General features: G+C 45.6%; 15 protein-coding genes. 7 read left to right on the top strand and 8 right to left on the bottom strand.

Translation table 11 applies throughout. The annotated features are described in order from the left end of the window. Position 1: 1 nt before the first annotated feature. The 5 genes from BMY62_RS06595 to BMY62_RS06570 all read right to left on the bottom strand — a co-directional run bounded on the left by BMY62_RS06595 (position 2) and on the right by BMY62_RS06570 (position 5693). Complete coding sequence (locus tag BMY62_RS06595) at positions 2–208, bottom strand: hypothetical protein (protein WP_090627150.1); 207 nt, start codon at positions 206–208, stop codon at positions 2–4. A 301-nt stretch (positions 209–509) separates the two neighbouring features. Further along, entirely contained in the window at positions 510–2177 is a 1668-nt protein-coding gene (locus BMY62_RS06585; RefSeq protein ID WP_256207457.1) for a lipoxygenase family protein, read from the bottom strand. A 100-nt stretch (positions 2178–2277) separates the two neighbouring features. Then, entirely contained in the window at positions 2278–3858 is a 1581-nt protein-coding gene (locus BMY62_RS06580) for a peroxidase family protein (protein WP_090657908.1), read from the bottom strand. Between the two features lie 476 nt (positions 3859–4334). Next, a complete protein-coding gene (locus tag BMY62_RS06575) occupies positions 4335–4859 on the bottom strand; it encodes a hypothetical protein (protein ID WP_090657906.1) in 525 nt (174 codons plus the stop codon). A 609-nt stretch (positions 4860–5468) separates the two neighbouring features. After that, positions 5469–5693, bottom strand: coding sequence for a hypothetical protein (locus BMY62_RS06570; protein WP_090657904.1), 225 nt, complete (start codon positions 5691–5693; stop codon positions 5469–5471). Positions 5694–6053: 360 nt separating this feature from the next. On the opposite strand from BMY62_RS06570, the gene BMY62_RS06565 reads away from it, so the two are divergent. The 3 genes from BMY62_RS06565 to BMY62_RS06555 all read left to right on the top strand — a co-directional run bounded on the left by BMY62_RS06565 (position 6054) and on the right by BMY62_RS06555 (position 11677). Then, positions 6054–8885 carry a hypothetical protein gene (locus BMY62_RS06565; RefSeq protein WP_090657902.1) on the top strand — a complete coding sequence of 944 codons (2832 nt, stop codon included), beginning with the start codon at positions 6054–6056 and terminating at the stop codon, positions 8883–8885. Positions 8886–8898: 13 nt separating this feature from the next. Continuing rightward, positions 8899–10758: a GMC family oxidoreductase gene (locus BMY62_RS06560; protein ID WP_090657900.1), complete on the top strand. Its 1860-nt coding sequence runs from the start codon at positions 8899–8901 to the stop codon at positions 10756–10758. 277 nt (positions 10759–11035) lie between these two features. Beyond that, positions 11036–11677, top strand: a complete 642-nt coding sequence (locus BMY62_RS06555; RefSeq protein ID WP_256207456.1) for a hypothetical protein — start codon at positions 11036–11038, stop codon at positions 11675–11677. 58 nt (positions 11678–11735) lie between these two features. On the opposite strand, the gene BMY62_RS06550 is transcribed toward BMY62_RS06555, so the two are convergent. From BMY62_RS06550 to BMY62_RS06540, 3 genes are all read right to left on the bottom strand, one after another. Beyond that, a complete protein-coding gene (locus BMY62_RS06550; protein ID WP_256207455.1) occupies positions 11736–12914 on the bottom strand; it encodes a pyridoxal-dependent decarboxylase in 1179 nt (392 codons plus the stop codon). A 176-nt stretch (positions 12915–13090) separates the two neighbouring features. Beyond that, positions 13091–14686 (bottom strand): multicopper oxidase family protein, encoded by a 1596-nt coding sequence (locus tag BMY62_RS06545; protein ID WP_090657896.1) that lies wholly within the window; start codon positions 14684–14686, stop codon positions 13091–13093. Positions 14687–14727: 41 nt separating this feature from the next. Then, on the bottom strand, positions 14728–15588 hold the full coding sequence (locus tag BMY62_RS06540) for an MBL fold metallo-hydrolase (protein ID WP_090657894.1): 861 nt from the start codon (positions 15586–15588) through the stop codon (positions 14728–14730). A 203-nt stretch (positions 15589–15791) separates the two neighbouring features. On the opposite strand from BMY62_RS06540, the gene BMY62_RS06535 reads away from it, so the two are divergent. The 4 genes from BMY62_RS06535 to BMY62_RS06520 all read left to right on the top strand — a co-directional run bounded on the left by BMY62_RS06535 (position 15792) and on the right by BMY62_RS06520 (position 20705). Next, positions 15792–16157, top strand: coding sequence for an ArsR/SmtB family transcription factor (locus tag BMY62_RS06535; RefSeq protein WP_090657892.1), 366 nt, complete (start codon positions 15792–15794; stop codon positions 16155–16157). A gap of 119 nt (positions 16158–16276) precedes the next feature. Then, entirely contained in the window at positions 16277–17884 is a 1608-nt protein-coding gene (locus BMY62_RS06530) for a bifunctional protein tyrosine phosphatase family protein/NAD(P)/FAD-dependent oxidoreductase (RefSeq protein WP_090657890.1), read from the top strand. A gap of 6 nt (positions 17885–17890) precedes the next feature. Further along, positions 17891–18712 (top strand): sulfite exporter TauE/SafE family protein, encoded by an 822-nt coding sequence (locus BMY62_RS06525; RefSeq protein WP_090657888.1) that lies wholly within the window; start codon positions 17891–17893, stop codon positions 18710–18712. A 439-nt stretch (positions 18713–19151) separates the two neighbouring features. Next, a complete protein-coding gene (locus BMY62_RS06520; protein WP_090657980.1) occupies positions 19152–20705 on the top strand; it encodes a phage tail sheath subtilisin-like domain-containing protein in 1554 nt (517 codons plus the stop codon). Positions 20706–20842 lie beyond the last annotated feature (137 nt).

Raw genomic sequence — 20842 nt, 5'->3', positions numbered from 1 at the left:
ACTAATTAAACTCAACTTCTACAGGATTTACAACAGTGGAGTTGATTACGGGGATTTCGTATTTGTCAGGCATAAAATCATATGGTTCTGCAAGACTGATAGTGTGCAGGCCCTCTTCCAGTTCAATTACTCGGTTTGTAACACCCAGAATATGCCCATCCACGACAACATCCCGATCTTCCCGAAACTTAACTAACAAGTATTGCATCCTATGTCCTGCTCCATTTGGGTTAATGAAAGTAAACCATTTATCACTCAGTGTGTCCAGTTTTTAGAAATGGGTAAACGCCTTTCAGAATCGCTTGCGGACAACTGATTCCAGCAATGAGTGTTTTTCTGGCTTGCTCTTTATGTTGCAATGTTAGCTGTTTTACGGAATACAACAGAATATTGTAACGGGAACTGTGCAGCGCTTTTGCTCTGTTTATTTGCATTAAGAGAAAATCTGTCAAAAGTTATATGATTTTTTGAAAAATATCTGCAAAACTAAATTTTGCATGCCGGGACTTTTAAACGGTTACCCCATTTGGAATCGTCCGGGGGTTCATACGATCATAGGGAAAGAGACGATTATGGTTTCTCTGGTCAATTTCGGTTTCTATTTCAGCTAATCGGCCTCTAAACCGTTCTATGACAGCGCGTGCCTCCGGGTCAAATTGCCGTAACCTGTATTGCCCTAACCGGTTAACACGGAAATTGGTCTGAAAAAAAGTCCAGGTCTGTGAATAAGCAGCGCGAAAAGCCGGTTGAAGCTTGAATAAATCCGTCGCATCTATTTGACTGTCTTTGCTATTTGGTGGTGGGGCATAGGCGGAGAACGGCATATTGGGAACAAATCCCGGGTATTTATATTGATTAAAGTGTATGCAGGAGTGAAACGCGGTGCAGAGGAAGATGATATGGCCAATTGTTTCAGCCAGCACGTGTTTGGATTCAAGTTTCATGGGAAACCCGGGAATTCTGCCGCGATCTTGCGCGGCAATATCATTTGCCCACGCCTGAATTTCAAGATCGTCAGTAACATCCTTGTCTGATTTGTAATAGAGGTCAATATATTCTTTGCTAAAGTGCTGGATTGCATCCCATAACAAAATGCCATCATCTCGATAGGGGTAGAAAAGATCGGGATTGTCGACTTCCCGGCTGGCAATATCATCCGGAAAAGCCGATGCTTTGAAATGAAAGCTGGTCATCCCATTGGCCATGCACTGTGTGGTCGCCTCATAGTTTCCGGCAAATAGTTCACCAAAGCGCCCCGGACGGCCTTTGCGGTCTTTCAGAAATGTATGTTGATGATTAACATTGAGCGTGTGTTGCAAATGTGGATGTAGAAGCACAGCTAGTGGATGTGATTTGTAGAGTTGTCTGCGTGATGCCATGATGACAGCTTCCATGACATAGTGGATACGCGTTGCGTGGGTATGTAATATATGGTGGTTGCCATCAGCGACTTGGGCAAAGGTTTTCGCGGCCAGCCAGAGATTGCCGTCTGCTGGCGTATAAATGGGGTTTTCGGCTGCGGACTCCTGATGCAGCTGAATAGCAATCGGCCGCAGCATACCGTCCGGTTGCTGAAATAATGCCACGATTGGCGCAGTGATGTATTGTTTGCGGCCACCATCGATTTGTCCCGGCTGTTGCTGCAAAACGTCCAGCGCAGCATAATTCAGGATATAAACGCGTTTTTGTGCAACGGCTGTCGCATAGTCAATTTCGTCAATCTGCTCGGTAAAAATCCGGTGTAGTTCGGATTCTGGTAATTTCTCCGGTAATGGTTGCTGTCGGGTGACTGCGCGTAGTACTACAGGGTTGACGCCACTGACGCGTTGTAAGCCGAATATCAGATCATGCTGGAAATTATCGACCAGTTCCGGATAGGGATGTGGGCTCAGTGGATAAAAAACAAAATCTCGATAATTGTTAAGGGGCTTGCCTAACAGATAGCGTATATATTTTAACAAAAGGCCGGGCAGGCTTGGTACCAACAGCAGCAGATTCAGTCCGCCGCGAATCCAATAACCCAGACCGGGGATTTCGCGCCAGGGTAATTTCCGTACAATCGCGATGGTGTCGGCATATTCATAGATGTATTCATAAGCTGCCTGCATGCGTTGAAGATATGTTCTCCGCTTTTCTCTCCTGCGTGCGTTGTCTTCGTGCTGTGGTAACTTGTTCATTATGTTTTACTCCTGTTAACTGACGCTGAGGCTGATTTGCTCTGGCTATCTGGAAACACGCTATGCTTTGTTACGAATGCTGTGCTGACAATTCTCCTGATTAAGTTGGCGTTTCAAAACTTGCCAGAACGTTATCGCTGTCTTGCACGTTGCGTTTAATGATATCTGCTAGCGTATTTGTTTCTGAAATAATTTTTAGTCCTTGCTGTGAAAATGTCTGTTCGTTGTGTACATAAACAGACATCAGCGGATTCGTCAGCGCATGGGTGAAGGCATCGTAGCCCACCATGCGCGTCATTAGCCGGCCGAGAATGAAACCTTCATCATGGTCTTCGGCAAAGATGCCGACATGCCATTCAAGATCGTCAATCTGGTTGTTATAAAGTGTTTTCAGCTCGTGTTGAAGCTCGGGATTGCTGGTGAGTTCTTCAAAACTGTTCAGACGCGGCATGCTGAATGCTTCACGGTAATCATTATAGGAACGAAGTTTTGCTTGCCTTCCCATTGCCACCGTGCGGGTCATGATGCTGCGATTATCATTGCCGATCGGAAGCGGTTCAAAGAAAAAATCTGGTGTGTTGTAAAGCCCAATACGCCCGGCCCTTTGCCTGGTGGCCGCTGTTATCATCGGTCCGAGGCCGTGTTGAACAACCAGTGGTGTATTGTTACGAAACTCATCCAAGGAAAACGATTCATCACCGACAACAAATTTTTCCGGCACCATCGAATGCCAACGGTATAGTAAATTGAATTCCAGAGAAATCCAGTTGGTGCGATACCATCGCTGCTTTTCTGCCATGCCCGGTGTTGGCTCAATGGTAAAATTAAGGCTTGAAAAGTGACCAATGTAATCCTGCAGTACGATCTTGATCAATAGTACAATCATGATGTTGCGCGTAGTCTGAAACAGCCGTTCATCGTCCCATTCAGGGTGCGCTTCCTTTAGGATATCGCAAATCCTGTTATGCTCACGCAGCATAATGGTGTTTAGGATGGTGTAACCGATTGCCGAATTGCCGTGTTCTAATCCCACGGCAAACATACGCTTTAGTCGTTCTTCCGGCACGTTTTGAAAAATAAATTCCAGGGCATAGCGCGGATGCAGCTGTTCAAACTCCTCGCTGGCAAATACCCAGTTGGTAGCTGTGGTTTGCTCGACATTAAAAAGATAAGGGGGGAAAACTTCGCCATCAATATATTGATACTTAAGCTTTCCATCCTGTTTTAATCTCAATCGGTTGGTGATTTCTTCGTTTAGACCATAAATCTGGCACAAATCGATTTCATGGTTAGAAGTGTTTTTACGCCGGTCCAGCAGATCTGTCCTGAGAAAGCTGTCGGTAAACCATTGTGCAAAAAAAGAAAACAACAGGCTTGAGTGAAGCGACGGAACTTCCTGTTTGTCACGTCTCCGCCAAAGAGTAACGACTTTTTCGATATCGGGCAGGTTTTGTTTACCCTGCTCTTCAGGCAAATGGCGTCCTGTGAAAGACCTGTCAGTTAAGGATTGCCAGGTCGTGTACGGCGCTGCCATGGAAAATGGCCTGGGCCGAGGGTTTGTGGCGTAAGACTGGTAATTGATATAAATATCGCTGATGAAGCGCCTTAACCAGGTTATTCGCGTTGCCAACCTAACAATCCATGGAAATCTATTCGCAAACCTGAACAATAATTCTCTCATTGCTGCGCTCCTTATTGTATGAATTAGTTGTTATGCTGCACGCTTTTTTCGCACCCAAAGAACAGTGTTGATACCAGATTAATATTTTGAACAGTTATGGGGTCGACAGTTATCTTACCGATTTTGATGGAATCCGTGTTGCCTGCATGCCAATGCAAGTCTGATTAGACTGATTCGGCACATGGCTGCAGCAGCCAGTGTCGAAGGAAAGTCATTGTTAGACATTTTTCTTCCTTGGTTAAATTAATGTTTCTGCCCAAAACACCAGATTGAAGCAGAGCATAAAATCATCAATGAATGCTATGAGAAATATCACATCGCCAGGCGAATCATTTTCAACTGTTGTGCTGTTTTTGCAGGGTTCCGTTACTCCTGAAAAAATTTTGCGAAAATATAGTAACCATGCGTTTCTATCTGCAGGTTGTCATGTAAAACCGGTTGTATCGCATGTTCTGAGGGCGTTGCATTTTTGAACATCATTTTCCTTCGCATGATAGATAATGTAACGGAGTATACAATCTGATTCTTCTCAGAAGGGCAGTTGATTTTTGCTCAAAAAATCCCTCAGCAGTAAAGTCGATATCGGCATGCGTTTTATTACTGGAATAGAAGATGATTGCGAAAATAAAACTATTGGCGTTAGTTTTGCATGATCTGGGAAAAGGCTTACCTAACGGTATGTCATAAAAAGGGAAAAGGCCTGGGATAGAATGAGCTTGCGCTGTTTGTACTGATTGCGTAGCTGTAGTGTCTGTTTTACTGAAGGCAAAGTCTGTGTTGATGGGAGTCTTGCGGACATCGTTCTCTATTACGCAATCTTTAATGACAAAGAGTCGTGCGCTAACTGCTGTCGTGACCCATGAATTGTCTGATATGGTCGAAATCGAAGTGTGGGGTTTCGTTGTTTTCGTTTGAGAAATCAAAATAACCGTGCTTAGACTGGAGCTGTAATATTGGGCCGGCAGTAAAGTCAATTTTCGGGCCATCTTTAATTGTTTCATAATTCTCACTTCCTGAATGTATGACGTTGTATTCACTCATCGCTGGCCGTCTGTTAGTTGATGAGGGAAAATTATGTAACGAATTCTTTACAGCGATCGGTTATTGGTCAGTTTTATTTTGTAATGAATGTCTCGATTAAATTAAAGCGAACACAATTTGAATCGCACAAGCTACTTAATAGCAGAATTGATTTTTTTATTACATTCCTTTCACAGTGAGTATTAATTTGCCCATTTTTATGACCATTTTTATGTTATGGTTTTGTAAAAGCAAAATAGCAGAAAAAAATTGGTATGTCTATAAAGTGAATTCAGAAGATATTCATGCTGCCATATTCTGTGATGCGTGCTGAACTCGGTGTCAACACCTGGCCTGATGTTTCACACATTACTTTGCACAACGGGAAAGCGACATTTCATATCAGTGCTGTATGGATCATTTGAAAAACAACCACTTGGAATCACATGGAATCGAATATTAATTCATACTGTTAATTTTAAATAAGTATTTGCAATACAGAGGCATGACGCCATGGATGTGTGAATTGTGAGTTTTCTCACAGAGAATCTGACAGGATATCGCTATCTTTCCACATCACAGACAGCAGGTTACTTCGCATGTTGGTCTGCAAAGAAATCCCAGCTTAATTTCTTTGAAAGGAGGGAAGAGTGCAGCAGTAAGATGCTAACAACAAAGCGGTTGCGCACAATGGCGAAGTAGATTCTTTTTTTGCAATCAGCGCTATCAATAATAACGTTACCCGAAGGTGCCGCTACAATTTGTGGAATGGGTGAGAAATCAGCTGCTAGTTCGGATACAGGCACTGGTTCCATGTTTGTATTAATTGCTGTAGGTCCTGCCCGCTCTTGTTCTGGGCTGCAGCTATCATTATTCTCTAATCATGAAAATGGTAACGGCCGCTTGACTGGTGTGCGCGAGCATGACCTGACTATGTTAAGCAGTACTGTTCTGTCGGAATATGTTCGTACACATTGAACGATGTTGTTCTAGCGATATCTTTTAACTCGATCAAACTTGATGTAAATTAGAAATAGTATCGGTTATATGTTTGACGTAGAATGGCTAATGTTATAGTTGTTCAGGAAGTACCCGGTTATACAGACAGCGCAATATAAATTATATGTCATAAGTGATTTAGATAGGTTATTTAATATTACAGGGGGGGACTGGCGATGAGTATTGCTAAAGTGCTTAAAAGGACGTTTGTGACGTTGTTCATACTGGCCTTAATCATTGTAACCGCGATTATATTGGCTGTGAGGGCATGGGTATTGCCTGATTACTCCAAGATTGGCGAGATGAAAGATGAAGCCATTCTTGCCGGTAGAATGGCTGACAGTTTCCCGGCAGCAGCAGATCCTTATTTCGTTGAAATGGATAAGGGTGTACTGAAACATGAAAACGCGGATATCGATGTTTTCAAACACTGGGCTGAGGTATTAAAGATAGCACCTGATGAAGTGCGCCAGGCCGCTATAAAAGGACAGAACAGCTGGATTGTCTGGACCGGCGGTAACGATCGTTTCTGGGATGAAATGGCCAATAAATATACTTTCGGAACCTATGACTTACTAAAAATACTGTCTTCTCATCCCAGTCAGGGATATGGCCGGGATACACGATGGTCTTATCTGGGTCTTGTCAATGAGCCCTGCTTTGAAAAAGCAACCGAGCCCGATGAATATGGGTTGTGGCTGGATAAGCGGATTGTCGATCCTGATAATGGCTGCCCTGAAGATCCGTTTGCTGATGCAGAAAAATATCCAGGTGTAGCCATAGGCGCACGGGGCAAGAACATTCCGGTGGGTTCATTTTATGGCGAACCATCGGGGATAGTGGGTTTGCGCTTGTTTCCCAATCCAAATTTTGACGAAGCTGCCGCTAAAAAATGGAAGGAAGGCCAGGCATCCGGGAAGAATAATGACGGATATTATACAAACCCGGATTTTTACTATGACAAGGAGTTAGTCAGACCATACCGCGTCGGTATGTCATGCGCTTTTTGCCACGTTGGCCCCAGTCCGGTCAATCCTCCGGCTGATCCGGAGAATCCCAAGTGGTCTGAGCTGAATTCAAACCCGGGTGCCCAATACTTCTGGGTAAATCGTATTTTCTTCTGGGACAATGAACCCAGGGATTCCGGCAATCCGCATATGCCGGCAAAACAAGAGCACAACTTTATTTATCAATTGTTTCATACCAATCCTCCTGGCGCACTGGATACATCGCTAATCTCGACTGATTATATAAATAATCCGCGTACCATGAACGCGGTTTACAGTCTCGGTTCGCGTTTGCTGCCGACACTAAGGTGGGGAGGGGAACAGTTGACGGGGGATGAGCTGGATAACAAACAGTTTAATGATTATCCGCAAACAAATGAATTAGGCGCATTTTGGGATAAATCTACAGGACAGATAAAAACCGCGCGAGTGCTGAAGGATGGAGCTGATTCTGTTGGAGTTCTCGGTGCGTTAAACCGTGTTTATTTAAATATCGGTCTGTTTAGTGAAGAGTGGTTAACACACTTTTATCCCGTTATTGGCACTCAAAAGATTACCCCTATTAGAATTGCCGATGCCCAGAAAAACTCCAGTTATTGGAACGCTACTGAAGACCAAACAGCCGATATGGCTATATTTTTCCTGGTTAGTGCGTCGCCTGATGACTTAAAAGATGCACCTGAAGGAGAAAATTATCTTTCAGAGGACAACGATGTTCTTGATCGCGGCAGAATAGTATTTGCTGAAAATTGCGCTGCTTGTCACTCCAGTAAAATTCCTGAGTCACCGCCGGAATCCGGTATCGATACGGGTGAATGCGCCGGGGGTGGTAATGGAGCCAATTACCGTAAATGCTGGGACAAATACTGGGAATGGACTCAGACCGATGAATTCAAGGAAAAAATGAAAAAATTGGTTTTTTCTGAAGAACGTGATGAGACTTGTCCCGAAGGCAAGGACCCGTTTTTATGTGACAATTTTCTGTCGACCGAAAGACGCATTCCTGTTGATTTGCTGCAGACCAATGCTTGCAGCCCGCTCGCAACGAATGGTCTAAAGGGAGACATCTGGGACAATTTTACTTCCACTTCCTACAAGCAGCTGCCTGCGGCAGGTGAACTGGTTGTACATCATCCTGTCTCCGGCGAAGCCAGTACATTTCAGCCATTGGGTAATGGCCGGGGTTACACCCGACCAGCCTCTCTGATCAGTCTTTGGTCTACAGCCCCATTTCTACTCAATAACTCAGTAGGGCATATTGAGTATTATGAAGCTGCCGAAGATGCTTATGGTAATTATTCGGGCGCTGCAGGTGAATATGCTTATGAGAAAAGCGATTATTCACATGAAGGCAAGGGCTATCAACATATGTATCCTGATACCTATCAGAAAGCATACGGCGGTGTTGATCCCTATAACCCTGGTGTATCGAGCAGGATGGCGGTATTTTATGATTCTATCAATAAAATGTTGAATCCTGACCAGCGGAGAATGGATGGCGAAACTGCTACGCCTGTACCAGGCTATATTTATCGCACAACAGCGGCAAGTTGCGTAAAAATACCGGCTGGTTATATACCGGGTGCCAAGACTTTTGGCGGGTTGTTAAACTGGATTGCCCCGTGGGCATTTGAGAAAAATGGCGATTTTAAAGCCGGTCCGTTTCCTGAGGGTATGCCTGTCAATCTATTGGTGAATACAAAAATAATCCCTGATCATGATGAAGAAATGGGATTCGACCACTTAATGAAACTTGCCAGGCTTGGTCTGGATTTTCTGAGTGTTGCCAAGGAGTTGGGAGGCACATGCACACCAGAGGAATTAGTGACGCCGGCAGTAAAAGCTCACGCCAAGTCAGTTTTTTATAACAGTAATCTTGTCAACTCTCTGCTCAATTTGAGTAAATGTCCCGATTATGTTGTTAACCGCGGGCATTATTTTGGCGTGGAGCTATCTGATGATGATAAGCAAGCCTTGATTGCTTATCTCAAAACCTTCTAGGGCGTAAGTGGTTATGTCTGAAGAAGTGTATGATTATATCGTTGTAGGTTCAGGTGCGGGCGGCGGCGTGGTCGCTGCCCGTCTGGCGCAGGCGGGATTTCGTGTTTTAGTGCTTGAAGCTGGCGGAGACCCGGTAAGTAATGAAGGTGATCGCTGTAATCATCACCGTAATGTGGTGGCTGATTACAGCGTGCCGGTTTTTCATCCATTTGCAGCGGAACATCCGGATCTATCCTGGGATTTCTGGGTAAGGCACTATCAGGATAATGAACAGCAACTGCGTGACTCTAAATACAGTGCGCAGCATGATGGCGTTCTGTATCCTCGGGCAGGCACGCTCGGTGGCTGTACCAGCCATAACGCAATGATTGCTGTGTATCCGGATGATGCCGACTGGGATTATATTGCTGAAACAATGAAAGATGATTCCTGGAGCGCAACTAAAATGCGGCATTATTTCAAGCGCATGGAAGATTGTCATTATCGGCCAATAAGCAGACTATTCAGTTTTCTGGGGCTGGATATCAGCGGTCATGGCTGGCGAGGCTGGTTACGTACTGAAAAAAAAATTCTTTTCAGGGCATTGTTGGAGTACCGTATTTTAAAACTGTTTTTAAAAACGAGAATCGCTATTATTTCAAGAGGAGGCAGTCTATGGCTGAAAATCAAGCGATTGCTGCGCGGGCGTTTTGATCCCAATGATGCGCGGTTAAATCATATTCGGGAGAACGGCATATATTACACGCCTTTGACGACCGCCAGATTTACACGACATGGCACCCGTGAATTGCTTCTCGATGCGCAATCGAAGTACTCGGAAAATCTGCATATACGTTTACATTGTTTGGCATCGAGGATTCTGTTTGACGACACGGATCCTGAGCGCGTGACCGGCATTGAATATCTGCAAGGTGAACGGATCTATGAAGCGCATCAAAATTGCAGTGGTGAGAAAGGACTGATCAAACATGTGAAAGTCAATAAAGAGATTATTATTGCCGGAGGTGCTTTTAATACGCCCCAACTGCTGATGCTGTCTGGTATAGGGCCCAGAGATCATCTCAGCGATATGGGTATTCAGCAGAAACTGAATCTTGAAGGCGTTGGCAGAAATCTTCAGGATCGCTATGAAATCAGTGTGGTCAACAAAATGAAGCATCCCTGGGATTTCCTGAAAGGAGCAGAATTTGATATTAACGACGCGCACTATAAAAAATGGGAAAAATACCGGAAAGGGTTATATGCTACCAATGGCGTAATGGTCTCCTCAATTATGCGCTCATCTCCAGATAAATCTGTTCCGGACATTTTTCTTATGGGATTTCTGGGAGATTTTCATGGATATTATAAAAATTATTCTGCTGAATTAAGAAAGCCTGACTTTTTATCTTGGACAATTTTAAAAGCACATACGTGCAATACAGGCGGACGTGTGAAGCTGGCCGGGACAGACCCGAGGAAACGCCCTTACATCAATTTTCATTATTTTAATGAAGGGACTGATGTCAATAACGAGGATTTGGATGGTGTTGTTGAGATCGTAAAATTTTGCCGTGAAAAACTGTCCAGATCGATAGCAGACCTTGTTGATAATGAAATTTTACCAGGTGACCGGAATATAGATAAAGACGAAGTGATTAGGGATTTTGTAAAGAACGAAGCCTGGGGGCACCATGCCTGTGGTAGCTGTGCAATGAAACCGCGCGAACAGAACGGTGTAGTTGACAGTAAGTTTCGTGTATATGGTACAAAAAATCTGAGAATAGTGGATGCTTCTATTTTTCCAAAGATTCCGGGTTTTTTTATTTTGACTTCAATTTATATGGCGGCAGAAAAGGCAGCTGATGATATTGTTGCTGCCACCAAATCATAAAAATTTAGCAGCAATTGTTATCGGTTATGGTTATAGTGGGTAATGCTTGAACACAAGACCGCTGATAAACTATGAGATATTGCAGCTACTTTTTTTCTTGTTCGCAGTAACTTTCAATTCCTGGTCATGTAACTTCTGACCGTAACTTCTAAAAACTGGATTTCACAGGCTCTCTCACTGTTATGACCGGGTTGATAAATGATCTACTGGAGAGGAGTAACGGGTCTCGCCTAAAATCGGGGCCAGCAAGCGTGTAGCCAATAATGAATTGAACTATATGGGGCACATATCGAAAGTGCGTTTAGATAAAAAAATAGGATTGTCCGTGTCAGGCATAGTTTCTGTATTGATGATGTCCGCCTGTTCTACAACCCAAAAGACGACGCAATCTCCAAAAGCTGCGATCGAGCAATTACTTCAGAGTGAGGCTGTTTCAAGAAGTCTGGACCGGCAGGAATACGATTTTGTATCGATTCCGAAAGGTTCGAAAGTCACATTGACGACGACCGGGTTGAGTAAAGACAGCGCGTTTATTGGGGAGATTGTTGGGGGCTGGCTGGGAAAACAGGGTTATATACTGGCAAATCCAAAAAATGCACAGTATCGCGTAAATGTTGTCGTCAAATCGTTAGGCACCGAATATGGCGAGACATTTTTTGGTATTCCACCGATCAGTGGAACGTTACTGCCGATTTCAGTGCCTGAATTGTCCGTCTATAAATCACGGAACCAGATAGGTTATGCAAACTTCTATTTGGACATATTCGAATTGCCGTCCGGCCGATTTGCTCACTCAACACCGCCATATTGGACAGAGACATTTTATAATGACTATACGCTTTTGTTTTTATTTACATTTAATAAAACGGACCTAATCAGAGTGCCTAACCTGAGGTCGTTCAAAAGAATTATTAAATAGTTATTGCGTTTTCTGCTAACTGTTATTTCGTGTCTTACCCTGCCACTATAACAGCAGCTTAATGTGTTGAGAGATCTTCCAGAAAACGATCCAGCGTCTTCTTGCTCACATGCGGCATGACAACTACGTGCGCATATGCTGTCGCTTCGTTATTGCGATCAGACTGCATGACTGCCAGTGTATAGCGGTCAACGATTTCTTCAGACGGTTTTCTGAAATAAACGATAGGTGAGCGTTGTCCGGTACGTACTGGTTCAAGATGCTTCAGGTGTGTCAGCATCTCTTTGTGCAGATATCCGGCATTGTCAAGCATCTGTCGGGCGTCGGATTTTTGTCGGGATAATTCCGAATCCGAACTGAAAAAATGAAATTCGGCGGGCTTCACTGAATCTCGTGAGCAGGTGATTGTGCCCGGTACCTGTAGAATATATTGGGGGTCGTGAATCTTGGCAAACTGCGCCTCAAACTCTTCAAAAATATCCTGTGATGTTATAAATAAACCGGCAGGTGACGGGTAACCAAAAAATTTATGGCAGGAAACGGCTATGGAATGATACCGCGGTGACTGATCGGTGCGGCGACTATGCAACAGTTCATCTGCAAAAGGGGTATGTGGGAGATAACCGCCAAACAGCGCAGCATCAAGATGCAGATAATAGTCACGCCCTTTCAGTTTACTTTGGATGCCGTCGATTGAGTCGATGGCACCTTTGAATGTTGTGCCGACAGTTGCGATTATCAGCGCTGGGTAGTCAGCATTGGCGTTCAGCTTTTGTTCGAGATCGCCTATATCCATATTGCCGTCCGCTTCGGTATCAACTACAACCCAGTCCAGGCTCATCAGGTTGCAGAGGATCTGAATCGAGTAGTGTGCTTCGTGAGTAAAATAGATTTTGGGCAGGATACCGGTGCGATTTTGCATCAGCGTGCGACCGATGTATATGCCGTGCATATTACTATCGGTGCCGCTGTTGGATAAAAATCCCCATACCTGTTTTTGCACAAAGCCGTAAACTGCACCAAACCGCTCGATCAGATCTTTCTCAAGATCATGCGTGTTAAACGAGAAATGGCCTTGTTTGAAAGGGTCGCCAACGTTATTGAAGTTGAATTGATCCAATCCGGCTGTATTTAATCTTTCCCGCCATTTGAAAAATTCAGCAGGGGGGAAATTCAGATTAATCGGATAACCCAGCATGGTTGATCTCTGTCGGACCAATGCTGACAAATCTTTCATGCCGGAAGCACATTGCCCCGATAAAGCATCTCGTGGCGTTTGACCAGAAAGCGATATGGGTGAGCAGGTAGCAACCAATGTGGCAGCCCCTGTTAATCCAAGAAATTTTCGTCGAGACAGGTACATAAGCTGTAATGTTCAAAATTGTAAATTCATTGACGCCAAAAAAATTAACATTAATAGACGTCAAAATTGCGCATCATGCCCAGATCTTCATGCTCCAGATTATGACAATGATAAAGGTATAGACCGGTATAGTCCTCAAAGGGTTTAATGATTTCAATGTCTTCACCTGGCATTACCAGCACGGTATCTTTCCACCCGTTGTGAATAAATCCGTCCTTCACTGTTTCGTAATCGCTGCTTGATTCATTTTGTTTGCGTGACAGAATCTGGAATTGCTGGCCATGCAGATGAATGGGGTGTGGCAGAGACAGCATCATGCCCATCATGCCCATACCGCGAGGTCCGCCCATACCACCGCCGCGTCCGCTTCCACTCATACGTCCTTCATGAAAAATACGAATTTTCTGTATCGTATTGACCGGAATTCTTTCAATGTTCTGATGATCATACATTCCGAAAGTCTGATCGTTGAGCTGGAACAGCATATGGCGCATGCCGATTTCAATCGGCACCGTTCTGTCGGGGCTGGTCAGGTCTTTTGCGCTTAATTGCCGTATCGGCACCAGTTTTTTCGGTAGTTGATGCGATTCACCGACCCGCTCCTTAACACTGAATTTTGCAATGGGAAAAGATTTTCCCTGAGGCAATCCGCCCCTCATGCCTCCCATTCTGCCCATACGTGCGCCTCCACCTTTGTATCCCAGGCTCTGCAATGTCAGTTCCGAACCTTTTTCGCGACCTGAAAAATCCATCCATAACTCGACGCGTTCGGCAGGTGCCAGCATGACATATGGAAAAGTTTCGGGTGCTTCCAGCAGACCGCCATCGGTTCCGATCACAGTCAGTGGTGTTCCGTCATCCCATCCTAACTTGTAAATCCGGGAATTGGATCCATTCAGCAGACGCAAACGATAAGCTCTCGATTTGACCGGAAAGGTGGCGTTTGCCTGTCCATTGATCAAAATGGTGTCGCCCAGAAATCCCATCATGCGTCGATGCCGGCCGTGCAGATATTGCAGTTGGTTGCCCCTTGTAAAAGTCCTGTCTTGGATGATCAGGGGGATTTCATATTCATCGGTTGGCAGTTCAAGTTTCTGCTCGGCCGCATCGCGAACGGTGATCAGGCCAGCAAGCCCCTGATAAACCTGTGTTGCCGTCATCTCATGGGTATGAGAGTGGTACCAGTAAGTTGCGGCTGGGTTGTCGATCTCGAATTCGTATACGAATCGTTCTCCATTGAAAATTTCGTACATAGGGTGGCCATCCATTTTTTGTGGCACATGCAACCCATGCCAGTGCGTGATGACTGGCTCGGCAATTCTGTTGTAAAAGAAAATTCGTACTTTCTGGCCGCGTTCAAAGTTGAGGATCGGTCCCAGGTAGCCTGGTATTGTTTTGACAGTATGAGCCGGACCCTTGAGTAATTTGCCGCTATATTGATATACGTGCGTGTGGGCGCCGGGCAGAATCGGCACTTCCGCATTTTGTGCATACAGTTCCAATTCGACATCCGGTCTGAAATTTTTGTCGGGTTCTTTATTAATCAATCGGTTTTCGGCCTTGTTTAAACCGGGAAAAGCTGATGCCAGCGAACCCAGAACGGTGTATTGCAAAAATTTTCTTCGTGAAATTTCTGAATGAGCCATGATATTTTCCTCGAAAGATAACAGGATATGTATTCCGATAATCAGGATGTTTTAATCGGTATCTTGAAGTAGGATACTCCATTATTTTCGGGTGGTGGTAATTCCCCTGCCCGGATATTGGTTTGGATTGATGGCAATAACAATACAGGCGCTTCAAGTGTTGCATCTCTTTTGTTGCGCATTTCCATAAACGTCTGCTCATCAATACCGTCATGAACATGGATATTCTCCTTGCGTTGCCGGGCCACGGTCGTTTCCCACGCTGGGTCACGTCCGTTAGGCGGGTAGTCGTGGCACATGAACAATCGGGTTTGTGGAGGGAAAGCCAGTATTTTTTGAATGGAGCGATAAAGCGTTTGTGCATTGCCGCCCGGAAAGTCGGCGCGCGCGGTACCGACATCCGGCATGAAAAGCGTATCACCAACAAAAATTGCGTCATCAATTTGATATGCCACGTCAGCCGGTGTATGTCCTGGAACAAATAGCGCTCTGGCAGATAATTTTCCAATCTGAAATGTTTCGTCGTCGGCCAGCAAGTGATTGAAATGATGCCCATCCGGCATGAATTCATCCCCTAAATTGAAAATTTTTTTAAAGGTTGTCTGCACTGCAGGGATCCGGTCGCCTATAGCGATTTTGCCGCCCAGCTTCCTTTTTAGGTAATGCGCGGAGGATATATGATCGGCATGCGCATGTGTTTCAAGAATCCACTCCACCCTCAAATGCTGACGTTGAATGAAATCAATCAGTTTGTCGGCAGATGTTGTGTGAATACGACCTGACCTGGGTTCATAGTCGAGAACCGGGTCAATAATGGCGCAATCGCCGGTCCTGTCATCAACGATGACATAGCTGATCGTGCAGGTTGTCGTATCAAAAAACGGAGTAATATTTGGCGACATTTTGTTCTCCTTGTTGAGCAGGTTTAACATGTTCATAATATGCTTGACAATAATATATCAGTATATATATTATTTATCAATATTTCATAAAATTATTATATATATTCGGTTTACTGTTGTAGTGGGTTAGGATTAAGTATATGCAATAACAAGCACTGTCCGATGGATATCAATAAAACAGCAAGCAATACTGCGGATAATCAATGAATAATGAATCATTTAAAACAAAAACAGAATTAGCGCTTCCTGAGATGGGCGAGGTGCGCGAATCAGCATCACAGGCATGCGCGATTCTGAAGGTGCTGGCAAATGAGGACCGTCTGCTGATCCTTTGCCAGCTTAGTCAGGGCGCAAGAAATGTGGGAGAGCTGGAGGGTATGCTGGATATTCGTCAACCAACGCTTTCCCAGCAGCTTTCAGTATTGCGCGAAGAAGGGCTGGTAACGACCCGGCGTCAGGGGAAATATATTTATTATAGTCTGGCCAGCAAAGAGGCAATGCGTATCATGCAGACGCTGTTCGATCTATATTGTGGTCATCAAGCAAACAGCAATCAGTCTGCCAGCTAGTACTCTATCATATTGATAGGGTACTAGCCTCGTCTGCGCTAAAACTGTAATTCGCATCCGGGTGCGAATCTTTGATATCAGTTTGCGTGTGGCAATGATTTTTATACAGGAGAAAGGCTATGGGTTTAGAAATTAAAAGACTGGATGAAAAATTATCGGTGACCGGTCAAATCAGTGTGGATGATTTGACAAACATCGCCGAATCCGGATTCAAATCGATAATCTGCAACCGTCCCGATTTCGAGGGCGGGGAAAACCAGCCAACCAGCGAGCAGCTGGAACAACAGGCCAGAGCGCTTGGAATGGAATTTGCATACTTGCCGGTTCGGTTAGGAAGCATACCAGCAGAGCGAGGTGAAGCATTTCACAAGCTGCTGACTGAGTTGCCCGGACCTGTATTAGCGTTTTGTGGCTCAGGCAAACGAGCGACAGCACTGCACACCATGTCCAAATCCGATGATGAAGCGGCCAGAATGCACCAGTCCACTGTCGATGCCTGTAACTGGGGAAATGCCTTCGATGTGGTGGTTGTCGGCGGTGGGTCCGCTGGAATCGGGGTTACAGCCAGCCTGTTGAGACGGCGGCCTGCTTTGCGAATTGCAATTATCGAACCTAATGATAAGCATTATTATCAGCCGGCGTGGACGCTGGTGGGTGGTGGTGCATATGATGTTAATCAGACGGTGCGAAGAATGGCCGATGTAATTCCGGAGCATGCGGAATGGATACATGCTGAAGCATCGGGCTTTGATCCGGCGAATAACCTGGTAAAGCTTGTAGATGGGCGCAAAATCGGTTATCGCCAGCTAGTAGTCTGTCCCGGAATCCGTCTGGCTTGGGAGAAAATTGCGGGTGTCGAGGAGACGCTGGGAGAAAATGGCGTGACTTCTAATTACCGTTATGATCTGGCACCTTATACCTGGTCGCTGGTGCAAAAATTAAAGCAGGGAAAAGCGCTGTTTACACAACCGCCGATGCCGATCAAATGTGCAGGCGCACCTCAGAAAGCAATGTATTTATCATGTGACCACTGGTTAACTAACGGATGTCTGAGTGATATTGAGGTAGAGTTTCATACTGCTGGCGCAGTGCTGTTTGGTGTGGCGGATTTTGTGCCGTCACTGATGGATTATGTCGATCGATATCATGCAAAACTTAGCTTTAATTCGAATCTGGTCAGGGTGGACGGGCGCAATAGAATAGCCTGTTTCGAGAGTAAAGACGCGGATGGCAACGTGCGTACTGAAGAAAAACAGTTTGACATACTGCATGTAACACCACCGCAAGTGGCTCCCGATTTTTTGCGAGACAGTCCTCTGGCGGATGCTTCCGGATTTTGTAAAGTGAACGAAAAAACGTTGCAGCATCCTGACTATCACAATGTCTTTGCGTTGGGTGATGCCTGTGCATCACCGAATGCGAAAACTGCCGCAGCAATCAGAAAGCAGATTGTCGTGGTCGCTGAAAATCTCCTGGCAAGCAAGGAAGACGAGGAATTGCCGCTGGTTTATGATGGATATGGTGCGTGTCCGCTGACTGTTGAAAAAGGCAAGGTTGTGCTGGCAGAATTTGGATTTGGCGGTAGATTGATGCCTACCTTTCCTCTAAAGCCGGCTGTGCCAAGAAAACTGTACTGGTTTTTTAAAACTACCGTGTTTCCATGGCTTTACTGGCATGGTATGTTGAAGGGGCGCGAGTGGCTCGCGAGTCCACGTAAAAAACACTGAGCACACATGGAAACATTTTTAATCAGTTGTCTGTTGGGAGCGGTTACCGGCACCGTGCTTGGGCTGACAGGCGCAGGTGGAGCGATTCTGGCGGTTCCGCTTCTGGTTTTCGGACTACACATGGACATGTCCGAAGCTGTTCCTATTGCGTTGCTGGCTGTCTGTATATCGGCAACCGTGGGCGCATTAATTGGGCTGAAACAAAAAAAACTGCGCTACCGTGCCGCCGGGTTAATTGCTTTAACAGGTGCGCTGGCGGCACCGGCAGGACTCTGGCTTTCACAACAATTGCCGCATGAGCCTCTGGTTTTATTGTTTGCTCTGATGCTTTCCTATGTGGCAATTAGAATGCTGCTTCTTAATCGGCAGCATGATCCTGAAGCTCATGCCGGAATGGCGCACCATCCATCACCGGATATCCCCTGTCAGTCTGAAAACAGTGATGGCCGTTTGATATGGACCTGGCCTTGCGCTCGCGTGCTGTGTTATTCAGGTATGCTGGCTGGTTTTCTGTCCGGTCTGCTTGGAGTGGGTGGCGGCTTTGTCATTGTACCGGCACTCAAAAAAGCGACCTATCTCCAGATGCAATCAATTCTGGCTACGTCGCTTGCGGTTGTTGCGCTGGTTTCTGTTGTTGGTGCCGGGTCTGCAGTCATGCTTGGTTCAATGAACTGGTCGGTTGGAATCCCATTTGGTGTTGGTGCGCTGACCGGTATGATGCTGGGTTTTAAGCTCTTGACATTTTTTTCTGCATCGAAGTTGCAACAGGGATTTGCCTGGATGGCGATCATCATTGCAATAGGAATGGTGCTTCAATTATTTATTTAGCAGAAGCTGCGTGTAATCGTATATTTCTGAGCTGTTTTTTCCTTCGAGTGTTTCTTTCCTGAAAATATTCTAAAGACACATGACTCGGTAATGCAGGGTTACCGAGTCATGTGTCCGGACACATCAGGATAATTGCCGGGTCAATTATTACCCGGTTGATATTGATTGCTAAACGTCTATCAGAATGGAAATTTCCTGATTACCCGTTTGCTCTGGAGAAACAACCGGGTAAGAAATGCCCCGTATTGTTGCGCAAGGTATTTTTCTTGCGCATATAAAACAGTAACTTAATGTGGTGTAATTCCGGCATGTTTTTTGCATGGGATAAATAAGCAGTATTGGTTTTTATTGGGTGTACACATGGCATTGCCTTTGACCGTGAACCGATACGCTTCCGATGTTAAAAGCACAATCATTTCATTTTCTTTGGGAGAAGATAATGCCTAGTTATTTACATCCGGGTGTTTACATTGAAGAAATACCCAGTGGTTCCAGAGCGATAGAGGGTGTATCTACCTCAACTGCGGCATTTGTCGGCTCGCCTTTCAGGGGCCCGGCGAATACACCTACACTGATTGGTACATGGGAAGAGTATATTTCCCAGTTTGGTGATTATGCTCAGTCTTCCGGCGTGGAGAATGAAAATGACCATATGGCACTGGCTGTTCGTGCGTTTTATCAGAATGGTGGCAAAGCTGCATATATTTGCCGTGTTCTTGACAGTAATCCCGCGCCTGTGGCTGCCTCGGTAGTTTTGCAGGACACTACACCCGTGGATGTCATGACAGTTACAGCCTCCAGCGAAGGTGACTGGGGAGAGGCGCTGCGTGTTGCCATCGCCGTTGATGGTGCCAGTTTCGATCTGCATGTCGGAACCGAAATCGCCGGTGATTTTGTACCAGTTCCGTCTGAGGTGTTTCTCGGACTCAGTATGAATCCAACTGATGATAATTTTGTCGAGAAAGTCATTAATGCAAGTTCCAACCTGATTCGAATAACAGTCGAGGATGGTGTGACTGCGCTGCCCAATTCAAATACGCAGGATGCAGATGGGAATTTTACCAGTTTCAGTACGCTGGCCGGTGGTTCCGAGGCCGGGCCGACTGCAGATGATTATTTAAATTTTTATAACAACGTACTGCGCAAATATCGTGATGTGTCGATCATGGTGCTGCCAGGCCAACAATGGCCAGACGATGGCAGCACTAACGATTTTATTTCCAATACGATTACACACTGTGAATCGACCATGAGTCGTGTAGTCATAGTCGATCCTCCAGTCGATACGGAGCTTGAAACAGGCAATGATGTATCATCGCTGAGCCTGCCGACATCGACTTATTCGGTGCTGTATTATCCCTGGGTGGCAGTAAGCAATCCACTGTATCACGTGGATTCCAATCCGACTGCCAGCAAGACACTGAATATTCCACCGTCGGCTATTGCCGCTGCGATGTGGGCAAAAATCGACAGTAAACGTGGGGTATGGAAAGCACCGGCAGGCGTCGAGACACGAATCAATGTCAGCGGACTGCAGTTTAATGTTGAAGATCTGGAGCAGGATGGTCTGAATCCTGCGGGTGTGAACTGTATCCGCAACCGTCCGGGTTTCGGTCCGGTGTTTTGGGGCGCAAGAACGCTGGCTACGCGGGCTGATCCGGAATGGCGTTATGTCCCCGTCAGGCGGACGGCTATTTTTATCGAACAAAGCATTTACAACGGCATTCAATGGGCGGTGTTCGAGCCGAACGATCATCCGCTGTGGGGGGCGTTACGCGCTAATATCGGTTCGTTTATGGACGGGTTATTCCGTGCCGGTGCATTTCAGGGCGCTACAGCCAAGGATGCCTATTTTGTCCGATGCGGATTGGGAGATACCATGACACAAGGCGATATCGATCGGGGCCAGGTGATCGTGATCGTTGGTTTTGCGCCGCTAAAGCCTGCCGAGTTTGTAATTGTTCGAATCCAGCAGAAGGTCGGTGAACAGTAGTGAATGCCGACATGTTTTGCGAACAGATTGTCTATATGTCCGTATTCATTTGTTGAATGTTATCGAGTTGCGTCTTTTCTTATTAATAAGACCGCAGTTGCTATGAGCACGATATCGAGAACCGGAGATTGTTAAAA

The sequence above is a fragment of the Nitrosomonas marina genome (assembly GCF_900111605.1).
Taxonomy (GTDB): Bacteria; Pseudomonadota; Gammaproteobacteria; order Burkholderiales; family Nitrosomonadaceae; genus Nitrosomonas; species Nitrosomonas marina_A.
This window is presented reverse-complemented; position numbering and strand designations above follow the sequence as displayed.

Coding starts and splice junctions, on each gene's coding strand:
- BMY62_RS06555 (WP_256207456.1), top strand. CDS start 11,036: ATGGGGCACATATCGAAAGTGCGTTTAGATAAAAAAATAGGATTGTCC.
- BMY62_RS06520 (WP_090657980.1), top strand. CDS start 19,152: ATGCCTAGTTATTTACATCCGGGTGTTTACATTGAAGAAATACCCAGT.
- BMY62_RS06565 (WP_090657902.1), top strand. CDS start 6,054: ATGAGTATTGCTAAAGTGCTTAAAAGGACGTTTGTGACGTTGTTCATA.
- BMY62_RS06540 (WP_090657894.1), bottom strand. CDS start 15,588: ATGTCGCCAAATATTACTCCGTTTTTTGATACGACAACCTGCACGATC.
- BMY62_RS06595 (WP_090627150.1), bottom strand. CDS start 208: ATGCAATACTTGTTAGTTAAGTTTCGGGAAGATCGGGATGTTGTCGTG.
- BMY62_RS06530 (WP_090657890.1), top strand. CDS start 16,277: ATGGGTTTAGAAATTAAAAGACTGGATGAAAAATTATCGGTGACCGGT.
- BMY62_RS06575 (WP_090657906.1), bottom strand. CDS start 4,859: ATGAAACAATTAAAGATGGCCCGAAAATTGACTTTACTGCCGGCCCAA.
- BMY62_RS06545 (WP_090657896.1), bottom strand. CDS start 14,686: ATGGCTCATTCAGAAATTTCACGAAGAAAATTTTTGCAATACACCGTT.
- BMY62_RS06535 (WP_090657892.1), top strand. CDS start 15,792: ATGAATAATGAATCATTTAAAACAAAAACAGAATTAGCGCTTCCTGAG.
- BMY62_RS06525 (WP_090657888.1), top strand. CDS start 17,891: ATGGAAACATTTTTAATCAGTTGTCTGTTGGGAGCGGTTACCGGCACC.
- BMY62_RS06585 (WP_256207457.1), bottom strand. CDS start 2,177: ATGAACAAGTTACCACAGCACGAAGACAACGCACGCAGGAGAGAAAAG.
- BMY62_RS06560 (WP_090657900.1), top strand. CDS start 8,899: ATGTCTGAAGAAGTGTATGATTATATCGTTGTAGGTTCAGGTGCGGGC.
- BMY62_RS06570 (WP_090657904.1), bottom strand. CDS start 5,693: ATGGAACCAGTGCCTGTATCCGAACTAGCAGCTGATTTCTCACCCATT.
- BMY62_RS06580 (WP_090657908.1), bottom strand. CDS start 3,858: ATGAGAGAATTATTGTTCAGGTTTGCGAATAGATTTCCATGGATTGTT.
- BMY62_RS06550 (WP_256207455.1), bottom strand. CDS start 12,914: ATGAAAGATTTGTCAGCATTGGTCCGACAGAGATCAACCATGCTGGGT.